The sequence below is a fragment of the Streptomyces sp. NBC_01439 genome (assembly GCF_036227605.1).
Classification (GTDB): domain Bacteria; phylum Actinomycetota; class Actinomycetes; order Streptomycetales; family Streptomycetaceae; genus Streptomyces.
Genome location: NZ_CP109487.1, coordinates 5,932,779 through 5,951,294, shown reverse-complemented (window position 1 = coordinate 5,951,294; position 18,516 = coordinate 5,932,779). Strand labels below are relative to the sequence as shown.

The following is an 18,516-nucleotide window of genomic DNA, read 5'->3' as shown; positions in this document are numbered from 1 at the left end:
CAAAAGAGAGTAACCAGCATGAACACCCCAGACTTCACCGGCGCCACGTGGCGCAAGAGCACCTTCAGTGGTGACAACGGCGGTCAGTGCGTTGAAGTAGCGTTTCACCAGGGTGTCGTTGGACTGCGCGACTCGAAGGCCAAGGGCAAGGGCCCCATCCTCGCCTTTACCCCGCAGGAGTGGGACGCCTTCGTGAACGGCGTCGTAAGCGGCGAGTTCACGCAGCCGTAGCCACACCAAGATCCAGACGCATCAAGAGCCCCCGACCTGCCGCGATGGTCGGGGGTTCTTGGCGTGCAAGATCGTTTCCGGCTAGAGCGTCGGCGCAGGCACTCGCCACGGGTACCCCGGGGTGCCCGCTGGCCTCCTTGTAGGGACTCTGAGCTGCGGGTTTGCTCATCTCCGGACGACACCCCGGACGACCGCCACCCCCGATAGACTGGCCTCTGTCCACCGCATCGTTCGCGGTAGTGCTGCCCGAACACCACCCCGATCCGGTGCGCGAGCCGCATCCGCTCCCGCGCCGGGTCGATGCCCGCGACCCGCAGCCGGCCGCCGCTCGGGGTCAGGATTCCCGTCAGCATCTTGATCGTGGTCGACTTCCCGGCGCCGTTGGGCCCGATGTAGCCGACCATCTCGCCCCGGGCGACCTCGAAGCTGATCCCGTCCACCGCCCTGACCTGGCGTTTCTCCCGGCGCATCCGGCTCACCCGGCGCCGTACGTCAAAGACCTTCTCGACCCCGTCCAACGAGATCAGCGCATCCGCCACAGCTCTAGTAGGGCTTGGTCAGGTTGGGGCTGGTGTTGCGTGTCCTAAGGGCTCGGTGAGTCGTTCAAGACGTGTGACGCCGGAGGAAATTGCAGCTGTACGTGGCGAGTTGGAGGACTTCGCGGCGGAGGTTTTCGAGCCGTTCGCGCGTAAGGATCAGCGTCGGTGGGGGCGGGTTTACCTGCGGGGCCTGCTCACGGACGGGCAGCGCAAGTCGGTCGAGCCGATGGCCGCCCGGCTGGGCGAGGACGGGAACCGTCAGGCCCTGGCCCACTTCATCACCACCAGCCCGTGGGACCCCGCGCATGTGCGGGCCCGGCTGGCCTGGAGCATGGAGAAGGCGATCCGGCCCACCGTGCTGATCTTCGATGACACCGGCTTCCTCAAGGACGGCAATGCCTCGGCGTGTGTCTCGCGGCAGTACACCGGCACTGCGGGCAAGGTCACCAACTGCCAGGTGGGCGTCTCCCTGCACCTGGCCTCGGACCACGCCTCGGTGGCGGTCAACTGGCGGCTGTTCCAGCCCGAGGCCTGGGACCCCGCCTCGCCGAAGGCGGACCCGGCCAAGGTCGCCCGCCGCACCGCCTGCGGCATTCCCGACGACACCGGGCATGTGGAGAAATGGCAGCTGGCCCTGGACATGCTGGATGAGACCCGCTCGTGGGGCATCGAGGTGCCGCTGGCCGTCGCGGACGCCGGATACGGAGACGCGGCGGCATTCCGGCACGGCCTGCAGGCCCGCGGCCTCAACTACATGGTGGGGATCTCCACCACCCTCTCGGCCCAGCCCGGCGAAGCCGTGCCGGTGACCGAGCCCTACTCCGGGAACGGACGGCCACCCGTGGCGAAGTACCCGGACAAGCCGCAGTCGGTGAAACAGCTGGTCATCGCGGCCGGCCGGAAGACGGCGAAGCCAGTGCAATGGCGTGAGGGCTCCCGGCCCGGCACCGGCCGCAGCGGCTTCAAGCGGATGTACTCGCGGTTCGTGGCCTTGCGGATCCGGCCTGCCGGTCGCGAGGTCCGCCACACGGTCGAGGGCCCGGAACTGCCCGCATGCTGGCTGCTGGCCGAGTGGCCGGCCGACCAGGGCGAACCCGTTCAGTTCTGGCTCTCCGACCTGCCCGCCGACACCCCGCTGACCACCCTGGTCCGCCTGGCCAAGCTCCGCTGGCGCATCGAGCACGACTACCGCGAGATGAAACAGGCCCTGGGACTTGCCCACTTCGAGGGACGCACCTGGAACGGATGGCACCACCACGTCACCCTCGTATCCGTCGCCCACGCCTTCTGCACCCTGCAACGACTGGCCAGAGCCCCAAAAGACATGGCGCCGGCCTGAGCCTCTACCAAGTCGTCCGCGAGCTACAAACCCTCCTCGCGACATGGACCGGCGCATGCCCCACCTGCCACCGCGGCATACCCACACCAACCCCAACCTGACCAAGCCCTACTAGCTCCCCGTGCTTCGGTACGAACGGACTCCCGCGCGCCACGCCAGCGACGCGGGCAGGAACACCACGAAGGCCACCAGCGGGCTCAGGTACGCGACCCACCCGGGCAGGCCCAGCGGATCGGGACGCCCCAACACGTGCAGCGCCGGCAGCCAGTTGACGAAGGCCAGCGGGACGATGAAGGTCACCCCGCGCAGCAGGTCCTTCGCGAAGACCGTCGGCGGGTACTGCAGCATCTGGCAGCCGCCGTAGGTGAAGGAGTTCTGGACTTCGGCCGCGTCCCCGGACACGAACTGGAAGGCCGCCCCGGTGACCAGCACGGCCGCGAAGATGGCCGCCCCGGCGAGCACCATCACGGGCACCAGCAGCACCTTCCCGACCGTCCAGTCCACGTCCAGGGACCAGAGCGCCCAGCCCATCACCCCGACCCCCTGCCCGATCCGGCCCAGCCGGCGCAGCGCGAACCGGTCCGCCGCGACCTGCGCGAGCACCGGGACCGGCCGCACCAGCATCGTGTCGAGCGAGCCGTCGCGGATCCGGGCGCCGATCTTGTCGGTGTTCCCGAGCAGCAGGTCCGCCAGGCCCAGGGAGGCCGAGCAGGACCCGTACAGCAGGGCGATCTCGGGCAGGGCGAAGCCGCCGAGGGCGTCCACGTGGGAGAACATGATGTAGATCGCGACGAAGTCCAGGAGGGTGATCACCGCCTGCCCCAAGGTCGTCAGGACGAACGACGTCCGGTACGTCATCGTGGAGCGGATCCACATGCCCACGATCAGGCAGTAGCCGCGCAGCCCCTCGATCGTCAGGCCGCGCCGAGGCGCCCCGGCCACCGCGGCCTCCCGGTCCCGCGCCCGCTCCCGCGCGCGGCCCCGATCCTGATCCCGGTCCTGATCCCGCTCCCGGTCCGGTGCACGCGCCGGTACCGCCTCCAGCCCGGCCCCGGCCCCCGCCTTGGCCTCAGCCACCCTGGACCACCACCTTCCGTGTCGCGGCCGACTGCAACAGCCGCCCTGTTCCCAGCAGTACGAGCGCCCACACGGCTTGGAAGCCCAGCGCCGCGGCCGCGCCCCCGGCCCCCGCGTGCTCGCCCAGCAGGACGTCCATCGGCACCTGCAACATCGCCGCCCACGGCAGGGTCCGCACGAACTCGCCGAACCCGCCCGGGAAGACGGTCAGCGGCAGCAGCATCCCGGAGAAGAAGATCGAGGCGACGGTGGCCATGATGTTGATCCCCGCCCCGTCCATCAGCCAGAAGGCCACCAACCCCACCATGTAGCGCAGCGCGAAGCTCACCACCAGCGCCAGCAGGACGGACACCAGGAACAGCAGCCAGCGCAACGGATCGACGGGCAGCGCCAGCGGGAACGCCAGCGCCCCCGCCACCAGCGGCAGCACCCCGCGACCCACCAACTGGAAGCCCGCCCGGCCCAGATCGGCCGCGAGCCACCACAGCTGGAGGTCCGCGGGCCGGTAGAGGTCGACCGCGATGTCGCCCGTCCGGATCCGCTCCTGGAGCTCCTCCTGGAAACCACCGCCGATCAGGGCGGCGGCGGCGAGCAGCGATTGGCTCATCCAGACGAAGGTCAGCGCCTGCGCCTGGTCGTAGCCGCCGAGTCCGGGCCGCTCGTCCCACAGCGCGATGTACGTGTACGCGACGATGAACCCGAACACGGTGTTGGTGAACACCCCGGCCGCGGTCGCCGTCCCGTAGGTGGCGTAGCGCCTGAATCCGCCCGCCGCGACCGCCAGGTAGAGACCCGTCGTCCGAAGCGCTCCGTTCCGCACTCTCCGGCGCACCGTATCCCTCCGTTTCCCACGTCGTTCCTACGTCGGCCAAAGCGCGCGAGCTTAGTACGGAGGGGCGAGCCACGCGACCGATTTATGCCCGTCCGGGGCGGAATCAGTGGCCATCGGGTAGACAGCATGAGGTATAGAAGTGGATGTTTTGAACGGCGTCGAGGAGTCCTGGAGATGAGCGACCAGTCACCACCCCCTGGCTGGACCCCTCGCGACCCCGACACCCCGCCCGACGTACCGCAGCCACGGGCAGAACCGCCGGTGCCACACCAGTCACCACAGGAACAGCAGGCGCAACAACGGCCGCATCAGGGCGGAGCGGGGAAGAAGGCCCGGCGCCGACGGACCAGCTGGCGCCGCTTCCTACCCACCTGGCGCATGGTCCTCGGCGCCGTCCTGCTCATCGCCCTGCTGATCGGCGGCGCCCTCGTGGCCGGCTACCTGCTGGTCGACATCCCGCCGGCCAACGCCGCCGCCACCGCGCAGTCCAACGTCTACCTCTACTCCGACGGCTCCCAGATCGCCCGCGACGGCGAGGTCAACCGCGTCAACGTGCCGCTGTCACAGATCCCCCGGACCGTGCAGGAGGCCGTACTGGCCGCCGAGGACCGGGACTTCTACTCCGAACGGGCGGTCGACCCCAAGGCGATGCTCCGCGCCGCCTGGAACACGGCGACCGGCAAGGGCACCCAGTCCGGTTCGACCATCACCCAGCAGTACGTCAAGAACTACTACTTGGGCCAGGAACAGACGATCAAACGCAAGGTCAAAGAGTTCTTCATCGCGATCAAACTCGGCCGCGAGAAGTCGAAGAACTACATCCTCGAGGGCTACCTCAACACCAGCTACTTCGGCCGCAACGCCTACGGCATCCAGGCCGCCGCCCAGGCCTACTACGGCAAGGACGTCGGCAAACTCACCACCGCCGAGGGCGCCTACCTCGCCACCCTCCTCAACTCCCCCAGCGCCTTCGACGTCGTCTCCCACCCCCAGAGCCGCCCCCGCGCCCTCGCCCGCTGGAACTACGTACTCGACGGCATGGTCAAGAAGGGCTGGCTGACCCCCGCCGAACGCGCGAAGACGCAGTTCCCCGAACCGGGCAAGGTCCGCGCGGCCGCCGGTCTCTCCGGCCAGCGCGGCTACCTCGTCGAAGCGATCAAGGACTACATCGTCGACAACGAGATCCTCGACGACAAGACCCTCGCCGAAGGCGGCTACCGCATCACCACCACCCTCGACAAACGCCGCCAGGCCGCCCTCGTCGGCGCCGTCGACGACCAGATGGTCAGCAAGCTCGAACCCGAGAAACGGAAGGCCGACCGGCTCGTCCGGGCCGGCGGGGTCTCCATCGACCCGGCCACCGGCAAGGTCCTCGCCATGTACGGCGGCATCGACTACACCAAGCAGTACGTGAACAACGCGACCCGCCACGACTACCAGGTCGCCTCCACCTTCAAGCCCTTCGTCTTCGCCGCCGCCGTCGAGAACGACTCCCGCACCCAGGACGGCCGCCGGATCACCCCGAACACGATCTACAACGGCGACAACAAACGCCCGGTCGTCGGCGGCCGCATCCGCTTCGCCCCCGAGAACGAGGGCCAGGTCTCCTACGGCAACATCACCGTCAACACCGCCACCGACCTCTCCGTCAACGCCGTGTACGCACAGATGGCGGTCGACGTCGGCACCGCCAAGGTCAAGAAGACCGCCATCGACCTCGGCATCCCCGAGAACACCCCCAACTTCGTACCCGGCCCGGCCATGGCCCTCGGCACCCTGCAGGCCAGCGTCCTGGACATGACCCAGGCCTACGCCACCCTCGCCGACCACGGCCGACGCACCCCCTACACCTTCCTCGAGAAGATCACCAAGGGCGGCGAAACCATCGGCCTCCCCCAGCGCACCCCCACCCAGGCCATCAGCCGCGAAGCCGCCGACACCACCACGTCCATGCTGGTCAGCGTCGTGGACAACGGCACCGGCACGGCCGCCCTCGCCGCCGGCCACCCGGCCGCGGGCAAGACCGGCACCGGCGAACTCGACCGCTCGGCCTGGTTCGCGGCCTACACCCCGGACCTGGTCACCGTGATCTCGATGATGGGCCAGGACCCGGACACCGGAACCCTGGAATCCCTCTACGGCGCCCTCGGCGAGGCCCGCATCGGCGGCGGCGGATACCCCGCCCGGATCTGGGCCGCGTACACCAAGACCGCCCTGGAAGGCACCGACCCCGTCGACTTCGACCTGGAACTCCAGCCCGGCGCCGCACCGCCCCCACCGCCGCCCAGCCCGGAATCCAACCCGCCGCAGGAGACCCCCGGCGAACCCTCGCCCAGCACCCCCGAACGCCCGGCCCGACCCTCGCCGTCGAACCCGACGGGCGGCCGCAACCAGGGCGGGCAGAACAACGGCGGCCAGAACCAGGACGGCCAGGACAACGGCGGCCCGGTGAACGGAGGCCAGGACAACGGCGGCCAAGACAACGGCGGCACCACCCAGGGCGGCGACCAGGGCGGCACCACCCAGGGCACCCAGGGCAACACCCAGGGCAGTGCGCAGGGCAGCGACGGAGGCCCCGCAGAAGGCCTGCGCCCGCCGTCGGCGTTCCTGGAATGACCGCAGCACCCGGTCAGTGACCGGAGGTCGCCTTCAGCCCCACCACGGCGACCAGCAACAGACAGATGAAGAAGATCCGGGCGGCGGTAACGGGCTCACCCAACACCGCCATACCGAGCACGGCCGCGCCGGCGGCACCGATGCCCACCCACACCCCGTAGGCCGTACCGATGGGCAGGGTCTTCGCGGCGTACGACAGCAACACCATGCTCGCGACGATCCCGGCACCCGTGAACACACTGGGCCACAGCCGGGTGAAACCTTCGGTGAACTTCATGCCGATCGACCAGCCGACTTCGAGCAGACCGGCGACGAGAAGAAGAACCCATGCCATGACGGCACCTCCGAGACGACGAGCGGTACGGGGTGCGTCGTCTTGTCGTACCCGGTACGGCGCGTCTCGTCGGGGTTCTCCCCCACCGTAGCAAAAAGCCGCGAAAAGGCCGCGAAAAGGGCTGGTGACCCGGGCCACCAGCCCTTGCTCAGCGACTCAGAGGTACAGCCCGGTGGAGTCCTCCGACCCCTCCAGTCGCTCCGCGGCCACGGCGTGCAGGTCCCGCTCGCGCATCAGCACGTACGTCGCACCGCGCACCTCGACCTCGGCACGGTCCTCGGGGTCGTACAGCACCCGGTCACCGGGCTCGACCGTCCGGACGTTCTGCCCGACCGCGACCACCTCGGCCCAGGCCAGCCGCTTGCCCACCGCGGCCGTCGCGGGAATCAGGATGCCGCCGCCCGAGCGCCGCTCGCCCTCCGGCAGATCGGACTTCACGAGCACGCGGTCGTGCAGCATGCGAATGGGTAGCTTGTCGTGGGTGGTGTTCTCGCTCACGCCCCGAACCTACCTGCCCGCGCCCGTCCCGTACCCCTCAGGGTCATCCGCGCTTGCGGCGCGCCGACACCACGAACAGCCCGACCAGGCTCACCGCGACCAGCGCGACGGGCACGATCCGGTCGACGCGCGGAGCCCCGTCGTCGTGGCGCAGACCGTCCCGCACATCCGTCACGAACCGGTTCACCGCGGCGAAGGCCCGCCCGGCGGTCTCGTCGACGGACGAGGCGACCCGTGCCTTCGCGTCCCCGATGATCGTCTTCGGGTGCATGCGCACACCGATCTCGTCGAGCGTCTCGGCGAGCTGCTCACGGCGGCGGACGATGTCCGCCTCGATCTGTGCGGGGGTCCTGGCTTCCGGCACCGCGCTGCCTCCGTCGTCCTCGTGGTCGTGTGGGGCGTAGTCCGCCATGAACAGTCTGTCAGCTTAGTCTCATGGCATACCGATCCCCTCCCGAGGAGAGTGTCACGATGAGCGAGCGACTCCAGCCGGGCGACACCGCCCCCGCCTTCACCCTGCCCGATGCGGACGGCAACGAGGTCTCGCTCGCCGACCACAAGGGCCGCAAGGTGATCGTCTACTTCTACCCGTCCGCGCTGACCCCGGGCTGCACCAAGCAAGCCTGCGATTTCACGGACAACCTGTCCTTCCTGACGGGACACGGCTACGACGTCATCGGTGTGTCTCCGGACAAGCCGGAGAAGCTGGCGAAGTTCCGCGAGAAGGAGGACCTGAAGGTCACCCTGGTCAGCGACCCGGAGAAGGAGACGCTGACGGCGTACGGCGCGTACGGCGAGAAGAAGCTGTACGGCAAGACGGTCACCGGGGTCATCCGCTCCACGGTGGTGGTCGACGAGGAGGGCAAGGTCGAACACGCCTTCTACAACGTCAAGGCCACGGGCCACGTAGCCAAGATCATCAAGGACCTGGGCCTCTGACCCCCGCCCCGGCTCCCGAACCGGCCCGCACCAACCCGGTGCGGGCCGTTCCGTTTATCGGACGAATCGACCCGTAACCGTCCGCCTTCCGGTGCCGCTGCTCCGTACGAGGGCCGCACGCGCGGCCGAACTCTACGGAGGGCCCACGTCATGAGAGACCCGCACGACCGCGACACCCTGGCCTCCGCAGTGGCCGCGTCGAGAGGCTGGGCCGACCTGATGCGGCGCCTGGGCTTCAAGGAGAGCGGAGGGCGACGCCGCATGCTGCAGGAGCGCGTCACCACCTACGGAATCGACACCAGCCATTTCGCGAAGCGAAGTCCGTGGCGCAAGTACCCCGACGAGGCCATCGCCGCCGCGGCTGCGACGTCCACCACCCTGCGTGAGGTTGCGGTCAAGCTCGGCGCGCCCCCCGCCACGGGGACCCTGTCGCACATCGTCCGCCGCATAGCCGCCGCCGGCATCGACATCAGCCATTTTCGCGGCATGCAACGGGCCGGCGTCGAGCTACCGTTCACCACGGAGGAGCTTGCGGTAGCCGCGGCCTCCGCCGACAGCGTCCGCGGCACGGCTCGCGCCCTGGGCGTGCCGGACGACAGTCGCTCCCGCGCCGCCTTGGGAAGGATGCTGAAGGCGCACGACATCGACACCACCCATTTCCGGAACACGCGAGTCATGATCTCCGAGGACGCTCTGCGCGCAGCGGTTCCGGGAGCCTTGAGCTACGCGGACCTGATGCGCGCTCTCGGCCTGCAGGTCAACGACGTGAACCATCGACGCGTTCGGCGGCTGGTGACCCGGCTCGAACTCGAAGTCAGCCACTTCAAGAGGCGCACCTGGGCAACCACACAGGCGACACACTTGCGGAGCGGCACCGCCGACACCACCCTGACCATGCTCCCCGAGGGTGCATCACGCGTTCACCGCCCCCGCCTGCACCGAGCCCTGCAAGAGATCGGCGTGCCCTACGCTTGCGAAGAGTGCGGCAACACCGGAGAGTGGCGCGGACAGCCGATCACCCTCCAGATCGATCACATCAATGGGGACTGGCGCGACAACCATCGCGAGAACCTCCGATACCTGTGCCCGAACTGCCACTCCCTGACCGACACGTGGTGCCGTAACCGTCGTGCCAAGGCCACGGTCATCCCCGTAGACTGAGCGCAGCCCGAACGGACGAGATGTCCGAATTGGGCAACATGTCGCGGTTGTGGTGGAATTGGCAGTCACGCTTGGTTTAGGTCCAAGTGGGGTAAAACCCGTGGGGGTTCGAGTCCCCCCAACCGCACATCCATGCCGAAGGCCCCGTACGCAGTTGTCGCGTACGGGGCCTTCGAGCGTTCGCGATCCAGTGGCGTCCCGCCGGATCGACAGGACTCAGCCCAGGAGGGCGCGGACGAAGGGGACCAGGGCGCGGAAGGCCTGGCCGCGGTGGGAGATGGCGTTCTTCTCCGCCGGGGTCAGTTCCGCGCACGTGCGGGTGTCGCCCTGCGGCTGGAGGATCGGGTCGTAGCCGAAGCCGCCGGTGCCGGACGGAGTGTGGCGGAGGGTGCCGAGGAGGCGGCCCTCGACGACGCGTTCGGTGCCGTCCGGGAGGGCCAGGGCCGCCGCGCACGCGAAGTGGGCCCCGCGGTTCTCGTCGGCGATGTCACCGAGCTGGGCCAGCAGCAGGTCCAGGTTGGCCTTGTCGTCGCCGTGGGTGCCGGCCCAGCGGGCCGAGAAGATGCCGGGGGCGCCGTGCAGGACGTCCACGCAGAGTCCCGAGTCGTCGGCGACCGCCGGGAGGCCGGTGGCGCGGGCCAGGGCATGGGCCTTGAGGAGGGCGTTCTCGGCGAAGGTGACGCCGGTTTCCTTGACGTCCGGGATCTCGGGGTACGCGTCCGCGCCGACCAGCTCGTGCGGCAGGCCGGCGTCGGACAGGATCGCGCGGAGTTCGGAGACTTTGCCCGCGTTGCGGGTGGCCAGGATGAGGCGGCTGGGCGTCGAGGTCATGCCGCCATTATCCGGGTCAGCCCGGGGTGCAGACCTTGGAGAGCTCGCTCGCCGCGTCCGCGACCGGCCTGATGTCCGGGGCGGTGTTGCCGCTCTCGATCGAGGCGCGGACGTTCTTGACGGCCGTGTTCATCGAATCGATGGCCTTGCCCAGGTCGGTGTTGTCCGTCTGGTCGCCGATCTTCTTCAGGTTCGACTCGATCTGGTTGAGCGCGTTCTGGGCGTCCTGGGGGCTGTTGCCCGCTTGGGAAACGGCCTGCTGGAGGTCGTTCGCGCCGTCCGTGATGGCCACGGCCGTGTTCGCGCAGTCCATCGCCGTGGAGATCGCGTCGCAGGCGGACAGGGCCGGGACGGTGAGTACGGCGGCCACGGCTACGGCCGCTATGCGGAGCTTCATGCGGTTCTCCCCCTGGGGGTTTGGACGCTACGAGGACGGGCGCACGGCTTCGAGACCGTGCGCCCGTATCTTCCTGGACGCCGGGGCGGGCCCGGCGGTTGCCGCCTACAGTTCGAGCGCGCCCCGCTGGATGGCTTCCAGGTCCGCGCAGCCGCCGGCGGCGAGGTCGAGGAGGGCGTTCAGTTCCTTGCGGTCGAAGGGCTCGCCCTCGGCGGTGCCCTGGACCTCGACGAAGCGGCCGTCGCCGGTGCAGACCACGTTCATGTCGGTCTCGGCGCGCACGTCTTCCTCGTAGCAGAGGTCGAGGAGCGGGACGCCGTCGACGATGCCGACGCTGACGGCGGCGACGGTGCCGGTGAGCGGCTTGCGGCCGGCCTTGATGAACTTCTTCTTCTGGCCCCAGGCGACGGCGTCGGCCAGGGCGACGTAGGCGCCGGTGATGGCGGCGGTGCGGGTGCCGCCGTCGGCCTGGAGGACGTCGCAGTCCAGGACGATGGTGTTCTCGCCGAGGGCTTTGTAGTCGATGACGGCGCGCAGGGAGCGGCCGATCAGGCGGGAGATCTCGTGGGTGCGGCCGCCGATCTTGCCGCGGACGGATTCGCGGTCGCCGCGGGTGTTGGTGGAGCGGGGCAGCATCGAGTACTCGGAGGTGACCCAGCCTTCGCCGCTGCCCTTGCGCCAGCGCGGGACGCCTTCGGTGAAGGAGGCGGTGCAGAAGACCTTGGTGTCTCCGAAGGAGACGAGGACGGAGCCCTCGGCGTGCTTGCTCCATCCGCGTTCGATGGTGACCGGGCGGAGCTGTTCGGGCGTACGGCCGTCAATGCGAGACATGGCTCCGAGCCTAGTCCCTGCGGGGGAAGGCGAAGACCCCGTCCGGGGCTTCCGGGACGGGGTCTGCACGGGGTCTGCAGGGGTCTGCAGGGACCTGGCTAGCGGGTCCGGATCACATCATGTCTTCGATGTCGGCGGCGATCGGGTCGGCGTCGGTGCCGATGACGACCTGGATCGCGGTGCCCATCTTGACGACGCCGTGGGCGCCGGCGGCCTTGAGCGCGGCTTCGTCGACCAGGTCGGGGTTGATGACCTCGGTGCGCAGGCGGGTGATGCAGCCCTCGACCTCTTCGATGTTCTCGATGCCGCCGAGCCCGGCGACGATCTTCTCAGCCTTGGTGGCCATGTGTTTCTCCCTGAGTGTTTCGAAGAACGAGTCTCGGCGGCCAGTATGTGGCTACCCACCTGCACGGTCCGCTTCGTCACGGTAACGCACGATTGGCCCATCTATGCAGGCACATGACCGGCCCCTGCCGAATGATGACGATCAGCAGCAACCTGCCCACAACTGGTCTACACCAGTGTGCCGCAAGTGTTGCGGCAGCCAAAACGGGCCGGCCAGGGAGGACGCCGATGAGCGCGAGCAGCTCCGCAGCAGCAGCGCCACGATCGGATTGGCGGAACAACCTGTTCCAGGGGCTGCAGAAGATGGGGCGGAGCCTTCAGCTCCCCATCGCCGTACTGCCTGCGGCAGGCATCCTGTTGCGACTGGGGCAGCCGGACGTCTTTGGCGCGGACGGCCTGCAGTGGACGGACGTCGCCAAGGTGATGGCGGGCGCCGGCGGGGCGCTGCTCGATCCCGATCTCGGCCTGCCCCTCCTCTTCTGCATCGGCGTGGCCATCGGCATGGCGAAGAAGGCGGACGGTTCGACCGCCCTCGCGGCCACGGCGGGCTTCCTCGTCTACCGGGGGGTGCTGCACGCGTTCCAGAAGGCCTGCCCCGTGGGGACCAAGGACATCGGGGGCGGCTGCCTGGGGCCGAACGACACCTTCGTGGCGTACACGTACCAGAACCCCGGGGTTTTCGGCGGCATCATCATGGGCCTTCTGGCGGCCTATTTCTGGCAGCGGTACCACCGGGTGAAGCTGGTGGACTGGCTCGGCTTCTTCAACGGCCGGCGGCTGGTCCCGATCGTGATGTCCTTCGTCGCGATCGCTTTCGCCGCGCTCTGCCTGTGGGTCTGGCCGCCGGTCGGGGACGCGCTGGAGAGCTTCTCCGACTGGCTTCGCGGGCTGGGTGCTTGGGGCGGCGGCATCTTCGGCGTGGCGAACCGCGCGCTGCTGGTGATCGGCCTGCACCAGTTCCTGAACGTGCCGATCTGGTTCCAGTTCGGGTCGTACACGGCGCCGGACGGGAAGACGTACCACGGCGACATCAACATGTTCCTGCACGGCGACCCGACCGCGGGTCTGTTCCTGACCGGCTTCTTCCCGATCATGATGTTCGCGCTGCCGGCGGCGGCGCTGGCGATCACGCACTGCGCGAAGCCGCAGCGGCGCAAGGAGGTCGGCGGTCTGATGCTGTCGGTGGCCCTGACCTCGTTCGTCACCGGGATCACCGAGCCGCTGGAGTACTCCTTCCTCTTCGTCGCGCCCGCCCTGTACGCGGTGCACGCGGTGCTGACGGGTGTGTCCATGGCGGTGTCGTGGGGGTTGGGGGTCAAGGACGGCTTCAGCTTCTCGGCGGGTCTGATCGACTACGTCATCAACTGGAGCCTGGCGACGAAGCCCTGGCTGATCATTCCGATCGGCCTGTGCTTCGCGCTCGTCTACTACGTGGTGTTCCGTTTCGCGATCACGAAGTTCGACCTCGCGACGCCGGGGCGGGAGTCGGACGAGGAGATCGCGGCGATGGAGTCGGAGACCACCAAGGCTTGAGCCCGGGCCCGGCGGGGTTACCGCACGGTCCGTCAAGGGCCCCTGGATCACGATCCGGGGGCCCTTCGGTATACCCCCGGGACTGTGATCCAGGCCACAGGAAATCGAAGGTTCCTTATCTATCCCTCACCGTGTTACAACTGGTCTACACCACGGATTGGTGTAGACCACGAGGGCCTGTCTGAGCCCGCGTACCCCCGTATCTGAGACGTCGCCGTCCCCCGTTTCCCTCTGGCGTCGCCTTGCCCACTGGAGGAAGTTGTGTCCACGGCTACCGCCCCCTCGGCGGAAAAGAAGAAGGGCGCTGGCGTGATGGCCGTCATGCAGCGCATCGGCCGGAGCCTCATGCTCCCCGTTGCCGTGCTGCCTGCCGGCGCGCTCCTGCTCCGCCTGGGTGCGGGTGACATGCTCGGCGACGCCGACGTCTTCCCCACGTTCGTCACCAAGATCGCCGGCTACATGGCCGCGGGTGGTGGCGCCATCCTCGAGAACATGGCGCTGCTGTTCGCCGTGGGCATCGCCATCGGCTTCGCCAAGAAGTCGGACGGCTCCACCGCGCTGGCCGCCGTGACCGGGTACCTGGTCTTCAAGAAGGTCCTCGCCACCTTCACCGACGGCAACCTTCCGAAGGTCGAGAAGGTCATCGACCACAAGGTCGCCCTGGTGGACGCCACGGTCGACGCGGGTGTCCTCGGCGGTGTCGTGATGGGCATCATCACGGCCCTGCTCTACCAGAAGTTCTACCGGACCAAGCTGCCGGACTGGGCGGGCTTCTTCGGCGGCCGCCGCCTCGTCCCGATCCTCTCCGCCCTCGCCGGTCTGCTCGCCGGCATCGTCTTCGGTCTCATCTGGCCGGTCCTCGGTACGGGTCTGCACAACTTCGGTGAGTGGCTCGTCGGTTCCGGTTCGGTCGGCGCGGGCATCTTCGGTGTCGCCAACCGTGCGCTCATCCCGATCGGCATGCACCACCTGCTGAACTCCTTCCCGTGGTTCCAGGCCGGCTCCTTCGACACCGCGACCGGCGCCGTCCACGGTGACATCGGCCGCTTCCTCGCCGGTGACCCGACCGCCGGACAGTTCATGACCGGCTTCTTCCCGATCATGATGTTCGCCCTCCCGGCGGCTTGCCTCGCGATCGTCCACTGCGCCCGTCCCGAGCGCCGCAAGGTCGTCGGCGGCATGATGCTCTCCCTCGCGCTCACCTCGTTCGTCACCGGTGTGACCGAGCCGATCGAGTTCACCTTCATGTTCATCGCCCCGGTGCTCTACGCGATCCACGCGGTGCTGACCGGTATCTCCCTGGCCCTGACCTGGGCCCTGGGGATGCGCGACGGCTTCGGCTTCTCGGCCGGCCTCGTCGACTTCTTGCTGAACCTGGGCATCGCGGAGAAGCCCTGGATGCTGGCGGGCGTCGGTCTCTGCTTCGCGGCGGTCTACTACGTCGTCTTCCGCTTCGCGATCGTCAAGTTCAACCTCCCCACCCCGGGCCGCGAGTCCGACGAGGAGCTCGCCGAGCTGCTGAAGGCCGAGGCCAAGTAGGCGGTCCCGTACGAACGAAGGAGCCCCCGCTCTCCCGGAAGGGAGGGCGGGGGCTCCTCGTCGTCGTGGCGCCGTCAGACCTCGTAGACCGCGCCCGAGTACGCCAGGTCGACCGGCCCGTCGTAGACCGCGCGGGCATCGGCGAGGTTCTGGTCGGGGTCGGTCCACGGCGGGATGTGGGTGAGGACGAGCTGCCCCACGCCGCCGCCCGCCGCGTACTCGCCGGCCTGGCGGCCGTTCAGGTGGAGGCCCGGGATGTCCTCCTTGCCGTGCGTGAAGGAGGACTCGCACAGGAAGAGGTCGGTGCCGTCGGCGAGCAGGCCCAGCTCGGGGCAGGTGCCGGTGTCCCCCGAGTACGTGAGCGAGCGGCCGCCGTGCTCGATGCGGATGCCGTACGCCTCGACCGGGTGGGAGACCCGCTCGGTGCGGATCTGGAGCGGGCCGATCTCGAAGGTCCCGGACTTCAGGGTGCGGAAGTCGAAGACCTCGCTCATCGAGCGCTCGTCGGGGACGTCGTCGTAGGCGGTGGTCAGGCGGCGTTCGGTGCCCTCGGGCCCGTAGACGGGGATGGTGCCGCAGCGGCCGCCCTCGTGCCGGTAGTAGCGGGCGACGAAGTACGCGCACATGTCGATGCAGTGGTCGGCGTGCAGGTGGCTCAGGAAGATCGCGTCGAGGTCGTAGAGGCCGATGTGTCGCTGGAGCTCGCCGAGGGCGCCGTTGCCCATGTCGAGGAGCAGCCGGAAGCCGTCGGCCTCGACGAGGTAGCTCGAACAGGCCGATTCCGCGGAAGGGAACGACCCCGAACAGCCGACGACGGTGAGCTTCATGGAGCGTGAACCTCCGAGGACGGTCCGTGGACGGAATGCGGGCCGTGCGTGCGTCGAGCGTAAGGCGCGAAACGTCCGGTCGCTCCTCCGCGGCAGGCCGTTGTGGGGGGAATCACCTGCGCTGTCACCCGGGGGAGCGACGGTGGGTACGGGCGTTGCCGTGCCGGGGCGTTCCCGCGCCGCTACGGTCGAAGCATGGACACGTCCTGGTGGCCCGCGGTGGCCGCGGTGGTGGCCGTGGCGCTGCTGGTGCTGGTCGCCGGGGGCCGCTCCGGGCTGCCGCGCCGGACGCCGCCGGCGCACGGAACCGGTCCGCCGCCGCACCCGAAGGCGGGTGAGCTGTGGTCCCTGGCGGACGGACGTACGTGCCTGGTCCTCGCGGTGGGTTCGGTACGAGGCCACCGGGCGCGGGTCGCGTGGATCACCGGGAAGTACGACGACCGGCGGGCCGGGGTGATCCCGCTGCCCCCGGGGACGGTCGGGGCGCAGGGCCGGGCGGGCTTCCTGGAGGCGGACCGGCCGGTGGAGGTGTCGTTGTGGGAGTTCCGCACCCGAATGGGGGTGCTGGACCCTGCGGTGTGGGACGAGGTCAAGGGTCTGGGAGGCGCGCGGTGACGCGGAAACCGGTGATCCGCCTGCGGCGGGTGTACGACCCGCCGGAGCCGGCGGCGGACGGGGTGCGGGTCCTCGTGGACCGGCTGTGGCCGCGCGGCCTGGCGAAGGCGGTGGCCGGAGTGGACGAGTGGCCGAAGGCGGTGACGCCGTCGACGGAGCTGCGGAAGTGGTTCCACGACGGCGGTTCGGCGCGGGAGTTCCGGCAGCGGTACGAGGCGGAGCTGGCGGAGCCGGGGGCGGTGGCGGAGCTCGGTCGCCTGCGCGAGCTCGCTGCGGCGGGCCCGCTCACCCTGCTGACCGCGGTCAAGGACCCGGGCTCCAGCCACGCGGCCGTGCTCGCGGAGCTGCTGTCCGACTAGCAGTGCGGCGCCGCTGCAGGGGGCTCCGCCCCGGACTCCGCGCCTCGAACCCCGGCGGGGCTGATCTTTCAGCCCGTCCGGCGTTTGAGGACCGGGTCCGGGCAGAGCCCGGGAAACGGCGCCGCACCCGGTACCCCCGTGGGCGACCCCGCAGGGGCGCGGCAGGGGCGCGGCAGGGGCTACGCCCAGAGTTGGCCCTGGAGGACCTCGATGGCTTCCTCGGTGGTCGCGGCCGTGTAGACGCCCGTCGACAGGTACTTCCAGCCGCCGTCGGCCACGACGAAGACGATGTCCGCCGGTTCGCCCGCGGCCACCGCCTTGCGGCCGACGCCGATCGCCGCGTGCAAGGCGGCTCCCGTGGAGACGCCGGCGAAGATCCCCTCCAGTTGGAGGAGCTCCCGGGTGCGGGTCACGGCGTCCGCGGAACCCACCGAGAAGCGGGTGGTGAGCACGGAGGCGTCGTAGAGCTCCGGTACGAAGCCCTCGTCCAGGTTGCGCAGTCCGTAGACCAGGTCGTCGTAGCGCGGCTCGGCCGCAACGATCTTGATGCCCGGCACGTTCTCGCGCAGGTAGCGGCCGACGCCCATGAGGGTGCCGGTGGTGCCCAGGCCCGCCACGAAGTGGGTGATGGAGGGGAGGTCCGTGAGGATCTCCGGGCCCGTGGTGGCGTAGTGGGCGCCCGCGTTGTCCGGGTTGCCGTACTGGTAGAGCATCACCCAGTCGGGGTGCTCGGCGGCCAGTTCCTTGGCCACTCGGACCGCGGTGTTCGAGCCGCCGGCGGCCGGCGACGAGATGATCTCGGCTCCCCACATGGCCAGCAGGTCACGCCGCTCCTGGCTGGTGTTCTCCGGCATCACGCACACGATGCGGTAGCCCTTGAGCTTGGCCGCCATCGCCAGCGAGATGCCGGTGTTGCCCGAGGTGGGCTCCAGGATGGTGCAGCCGGGGTACAGCCGGCCGTCCTTCTCCGCCTGCTCGACCATGTGGAGCGCGGGGCGGTCCTTGATCGAGCCGGTCGGGTTGCGGTCCTCCAGCTTGGCCCAGATGCGGACGTCGTCCGAGGGCGACAGCCGCGGCAGCCGGACCAGCGGCGTGTTGCCGACCGCGGCCAGCGGGGAGTCGTAGCGCATTACTTCGATCCGCCGGCCACGGCCGGGAGGATGGTGACGCTGTCGCCGTCCTTGAGGGCGGTGGAGATGCCGTCGAGGAAGCGGACGTCCTCGTCGTTGAGGTAGACGTTGACGAAGCGGCGCAGCTGGCCGCCGTCGACAATGCGCTCCTCAATGCCCTTGTGACGGGTCTCCAGGTCCGCGAAGAGGTCGGCGAGGGTCGCGCCCTCACCGGAGACGGCCTTCTCGCCTTCGGTGTAGGTGCGGAGGATGGTGGGGATGCGGACCTCGATGGCCATGGCTGTCTCCAGTCGTCTGGGAGTGCGTGAGAAGCGTGGGAAGGTGCGGCGCGCGGTTCGTCGGCCCCCCGCGCGGAAGGGCTGTGGTGCTCAGAGCGCAGGACAGATGGCGCTGGCGAGGCGGCACAGGTCGACGTGCAGCCGCGCCACGAGCAGCAGCCTGCCGGGCGTCTCGATGCTCACGTCGTGGGAAACCATGCGGTCATGTTAACGATTCCCGGTCCCCCGTTTGGAGTGTGATCCCGCATCATGGACGCTCTTCGCT

Annotated in this window: 21 protein-coding genes, 1 tRNA gene, 2 pseudogenes and 1 riboswitch; of the genes and pseudogenes, 10 read left to right on the top strand and 14 right to left on the bottom strand. The window is 69.3% G+C overall.

What is annotated here, in order from left to right; translation table 11 throughout:
* The first annotated feature begins 18 nt into the window (after positions 1-18).
* Positions 19-231: a DUF397 domain-containing protein gene (locus tag OG207_RS26875; protein ID WP_329101586.1), complete on the top strand. Its 213-nt coding sequence runs from the start codon at positions 19-21 to the stop codon at positions 229-231.
* A gap of 242 nt (positions 232-473) precedes the next feature.
* Here OG207_RS26875 and OG207_RS26870 read toward each other — a convergent pair.
* Positions 474-770: pseudogene (locus tag OG207_RS26870) on the bottom strand (ATP-binding cassette domain-containing protein); the annotation flags it as partial.
* 73 nt (positions 771-843) lie between these two features.
* On the opposite strand from OG207_RS26870, the gene OG207_RS26865 reads away from it, so the two are divergent.
* Positions 844-2,109 carry an IS701 family transposase gene (locus OG207_RS26865; protein ID WP_329095407.1) on the top strand — a complete coding sequence of 422 codons (1,266 nt, stop codon included), beginning with the start codon at positions 844-846 and terminating at the stop codon, positions 2,107-2,109.
* A 111-nt stretch (positions 2,110-2,220) separates the two neighbouring features.
* On the opposite strand, the gene OG207_RS26860 is transcribed toward OG207_RS26865, so the two are convergent.
* Both OG207_RS26860 and OG207_RS26855 read right to left on the bottom strand, forming a co-directional pair.
* Positions 2,221-3,051 (bottom strand): ABC transporter permease, encoded by an 831-nt coding sequence (locus tag OG207_RS26860; protein ID WP_329107911.1) that lies wholly within the window; start codon positions 3,049-3,051, stop codon positions 2,221-2,223.
* A gap of 127 nt (positions 3,052-3,178) precedes the next feature.
* Positions 3,179-4,006: an ABC transporter permease gene (locus tag OG207_RS26855; protein WP_329101584.1), complete on the bottom strand. Its 828-nt coding sequence runs from the start codon at positions 4,004-4,006 to the stop codon at positions 3,179-3,181.
* Between the two features lie 186 nt (positions 4,007-4,192).
* Between OG207_RS26855 and OG207_RS26850 the strand changes: the two genes are divergently transcribed.
* Positions 4,193-6,634 (top strand): transglycosylase domain-containing protein, encoded by a 2,442-nt coding sequence (locus tag OG207_RS26850; protein ID WP_329101581.1) that lies wholly within the window; start codon positions 4,193-4,195, stop codon positions 6,632-6,634.
* A gap of 13 nt (positions 6,635-6,647) precedes the next feature.
* On the opposite strand, the gene OG207_RS26845 is transcribed toward OG207_RS26850, so the two are convergent.
* From OG207_RS26845 to OG207_RS26835, 3 genes are all read right to left on the bottom strand, one after another.
* The gene (locus tag OG207_RS26845) at positions 6,648-6,968 is read right to left on the bottom strand and encodes a DMT family transporter (protein WP_030158619.1); all 321 of its coding nucleotides are present in this window, start codon (positions 6,966-6,968) and stop codon (positions 6,648-6,650) included.
* Positions 6,969-6,999: 31 nt separating this feature from the next.
* Positions 7,000-7,070: riboswitch (guanidine-III (ykkC-III) riboswitch) on the bottom strand.
* A 54-nt stretch (positions 7,071-7,124) separates the two neighbouring features.
* Positions 7,125-7,466: a GroES family chaperonin gene (locus OG207_RS26840; RefSeq protein WP_030009035.1), complete on the bottom strand. Its 342-nt coding sequence runs from the start codon at positions 7,464-7,466 to the stop codon at positions 7,125-7,127.
* A gap of 43 nt (positions 7,467-7,509) precedes the next feature.
* Positions 7,510-7,830 (bottom strand): DUF3618 domain-containing protein, encoded by a 321-nt coding sequence (locus OG207_RS26835; protein WP_329107909.1) that lies wholly within the window; start codon positions 7,828-7,830, stop codon positions 7,510-7,512.
* A 107-nt stretch (positions 7,831-7,937) separates the two neighbouring features.
* Between OG207_RS26835 and bcp the strand changes: the two genes are divergently transcribed.
* The 3 genes from bcp (at position 7,938) to OG207_RS26820 (ending at position 9,693) form a co-directional block, all read left to right on the top strand.
* Entirely contained in the window at positions 7,938-8,405 is a 468-nt protein-coding gene (bcp, locus tag OG207_RS26830) for a thioredoxin-dependent thiol peroxidase (protein ID WP_030009033.1), read from the top strand.
* A gap of 150 nt (positions 8,406-8,555) precedes the next feature.
* A complete protein-coding gene (locus tag OG207_RS26825; protein ID WP_329101579.1) occupies positions 8,556-9,566 on the top strand; it encodes an HNH endonuclease signature motif containing protein in 1,011 nt (336 codons plus the stop codon).
* A gap of 43 nt (positions 9,567-9,609) precedes the next feature.
* Positions 9,610-9,693 (top strand) — tRNA-Leu (locus tag OG207_RS26820).
* 89 nt (positions 9,694-9,782) lie between these two features.
* Here OG207_RS26820 and rdgB read toward each other — a convergent pair.
* From rdgB to OG207_RS26800, 4 genes and pseudogenes are all read right to left on the bottom strand, one after another.
* Positions 9,783-10,397, bottom strand: a complete 615-nt coding sequence (rdgB, locus tag OG207_RS26815) for an RdgB/HAM1 family non-canonical purine NTP pyrophosphatase (RefSeq protein WP_030009030.1) — start codon at positions 10,395-10,397, stop codon at positions 9,783-9,785.
* A gap of 16 nt (positions 10,398-10,413) precedes the next feature.
* The gene (locus OG207_RS26810) at positions 10,414-10,794 is read right to left on the bottom strand and encodes a hypothetical protein (RefSeq protein ID WP_329101578.1); all 381 of its coding nucleotides are present in this window, start codon (positions 10,792-10,794) and stop codon (positions 10,414-10,416) included.
* A 105-nt stretch (positions 10,795-10,899) separates the two neighbouring features.
* Entirely contained in the window at positions 10,900-11,625 is a 726-nt protein-coding gene (gene rph / locus OG207_RS26805) for a ribonuclease PH (protein ID WP_030009028.1), read from the bottom strand.
* Positions 11,626-11,737: 112 nt separating this feature from the next.
* Positions 11,738-11,980 (bottom strand): annotated as a pseudogene (locus OG207_RS26800) (glucose PTS transporter subunit EIIB); the annotation flags it as partial.
* 218 nt (positions 11,981-12,198) lie between these two features.
* Between OG207_RS26800 and OG207_RS26795 the strand changes: the two are divergent.
* Both OG207_RS26795 and OG207_RS26790 read left to right on the top strand, forming a co-directional pair.
* A complete protein-coding gene (locus OG207_RS26795; protein WP_329101577.1) occupies positions 12,199-13,503 on the top strand; it encodes a PTS transporter subunit EIIC in 1,305 nt (434 codons plus the stop codon).
* Between the two features lie 261 nt (positions 13,504-13,764).
* Positions 13,765-15,042, top strand: coding sequence for a PTS transporter subunit EIIC (locus OG207_RS26790; RefSeq protein ID WP_402696585.1), 1,278 nt, complete (start codon positions 13,765-13,767; stop codon positions 15,040-15,042).
* A 74-nt stretch (positions 15,043-15,116) separates the two neighbouring features.
* On the opposite strand, the gene OG207_RS26785 is transcribed toward OG207_RS26790, so the two are convergent.
* Positions 15,117-15,869 carry an MBL fold metallo-hydrolase gene (locus tag OG207_RS26785; RefSeq protein ID WP_329101575.1) on the bottom strand — a complete coding sequence of 251 codons (753 nt, stop codon included), beginning with the start codon at positions 15,867-15,869 and terminating at the stop codon, positions 15,117-15,119.
* Positions 15,870-16,064: 195 nt separating this feature from the next.
* Here OG207_RS26785 and OG207_RS26780 point away from each other — a divergent pair, with 195 nt between their 5' ends.
* Positions 16,065-16,484, top strand: a complete 420-nt coding sequence (locus OG207_RS26780; protein ID WP_329101573.1) for a hypothetical protein — start codon at positions 16,065-16,067, stop codon at positions 16,482-16,484.
* Positions 16,481-16,843: a DUF488 domain-containing protein gene (locus OG207_RS26775; protein WP_329101571.1), complete on the top strand. Its 363-nt coding sequence runs from the start codon at positions 16,481-16,483 to the stop codon at positions 16,841-16,843. Before OG207_RS26780 ends, OG207_RS26775 begins: the two co-directional genes overlap by 4 nt.
* Before the next feature lie 179 nt (positions 16,844-17,022).
* On the opposite strand, the gene OG207_RS26770 is transcribed toward OG207_RS26775, so the two are convergent.
* The 3 genes from OG207_RS26770 to OG207_RS26760 all read right to left on the bottom strand — a co-directional run bounded on the left by OG207_RS26770 (position 17,023) and on the right by OG207_RS26760 (position 18,449).
* Positions 17,023-17,973: a PLP-dependent cysteine synthase family protein gene (locus OG207_RS26770; RefSeq protein WP_329101569.1), complete on the bottom strand. Its 951-nt coding sequence runs from the start codon at positions 17,971-17,973 to the stop codon at positions 17,023-17,025.
* Positions 17,973-18,251, bottom strand: a complete 279-nt coding sequence (locus OG207_RS26765) for a MoaD/ThiS family protein (RefSeq protein ID WP_030010597.1) — start codon at positions 18,249-18,251, stop codon at positions 17,973-17,975. Before OG207_RS26765 ends, OG207_RS26770 begins: the two co-directional genes overlap by 1 nt.
* 90 nt (positions 18,252-18,341) lie before the next feature.
* On the bottom strand, positions 18,342-18,449 hold the full coding sequence (locus OG207_RS26760) for a putative leader peptide (protein ID WP_314252769.1): 108 nt from the start codon (positions 18,447-18,449) through the stop codon (positions 18,342-18,344).
* Positions 18,450-18,516 lie beyond the last annotated feature (67 nt).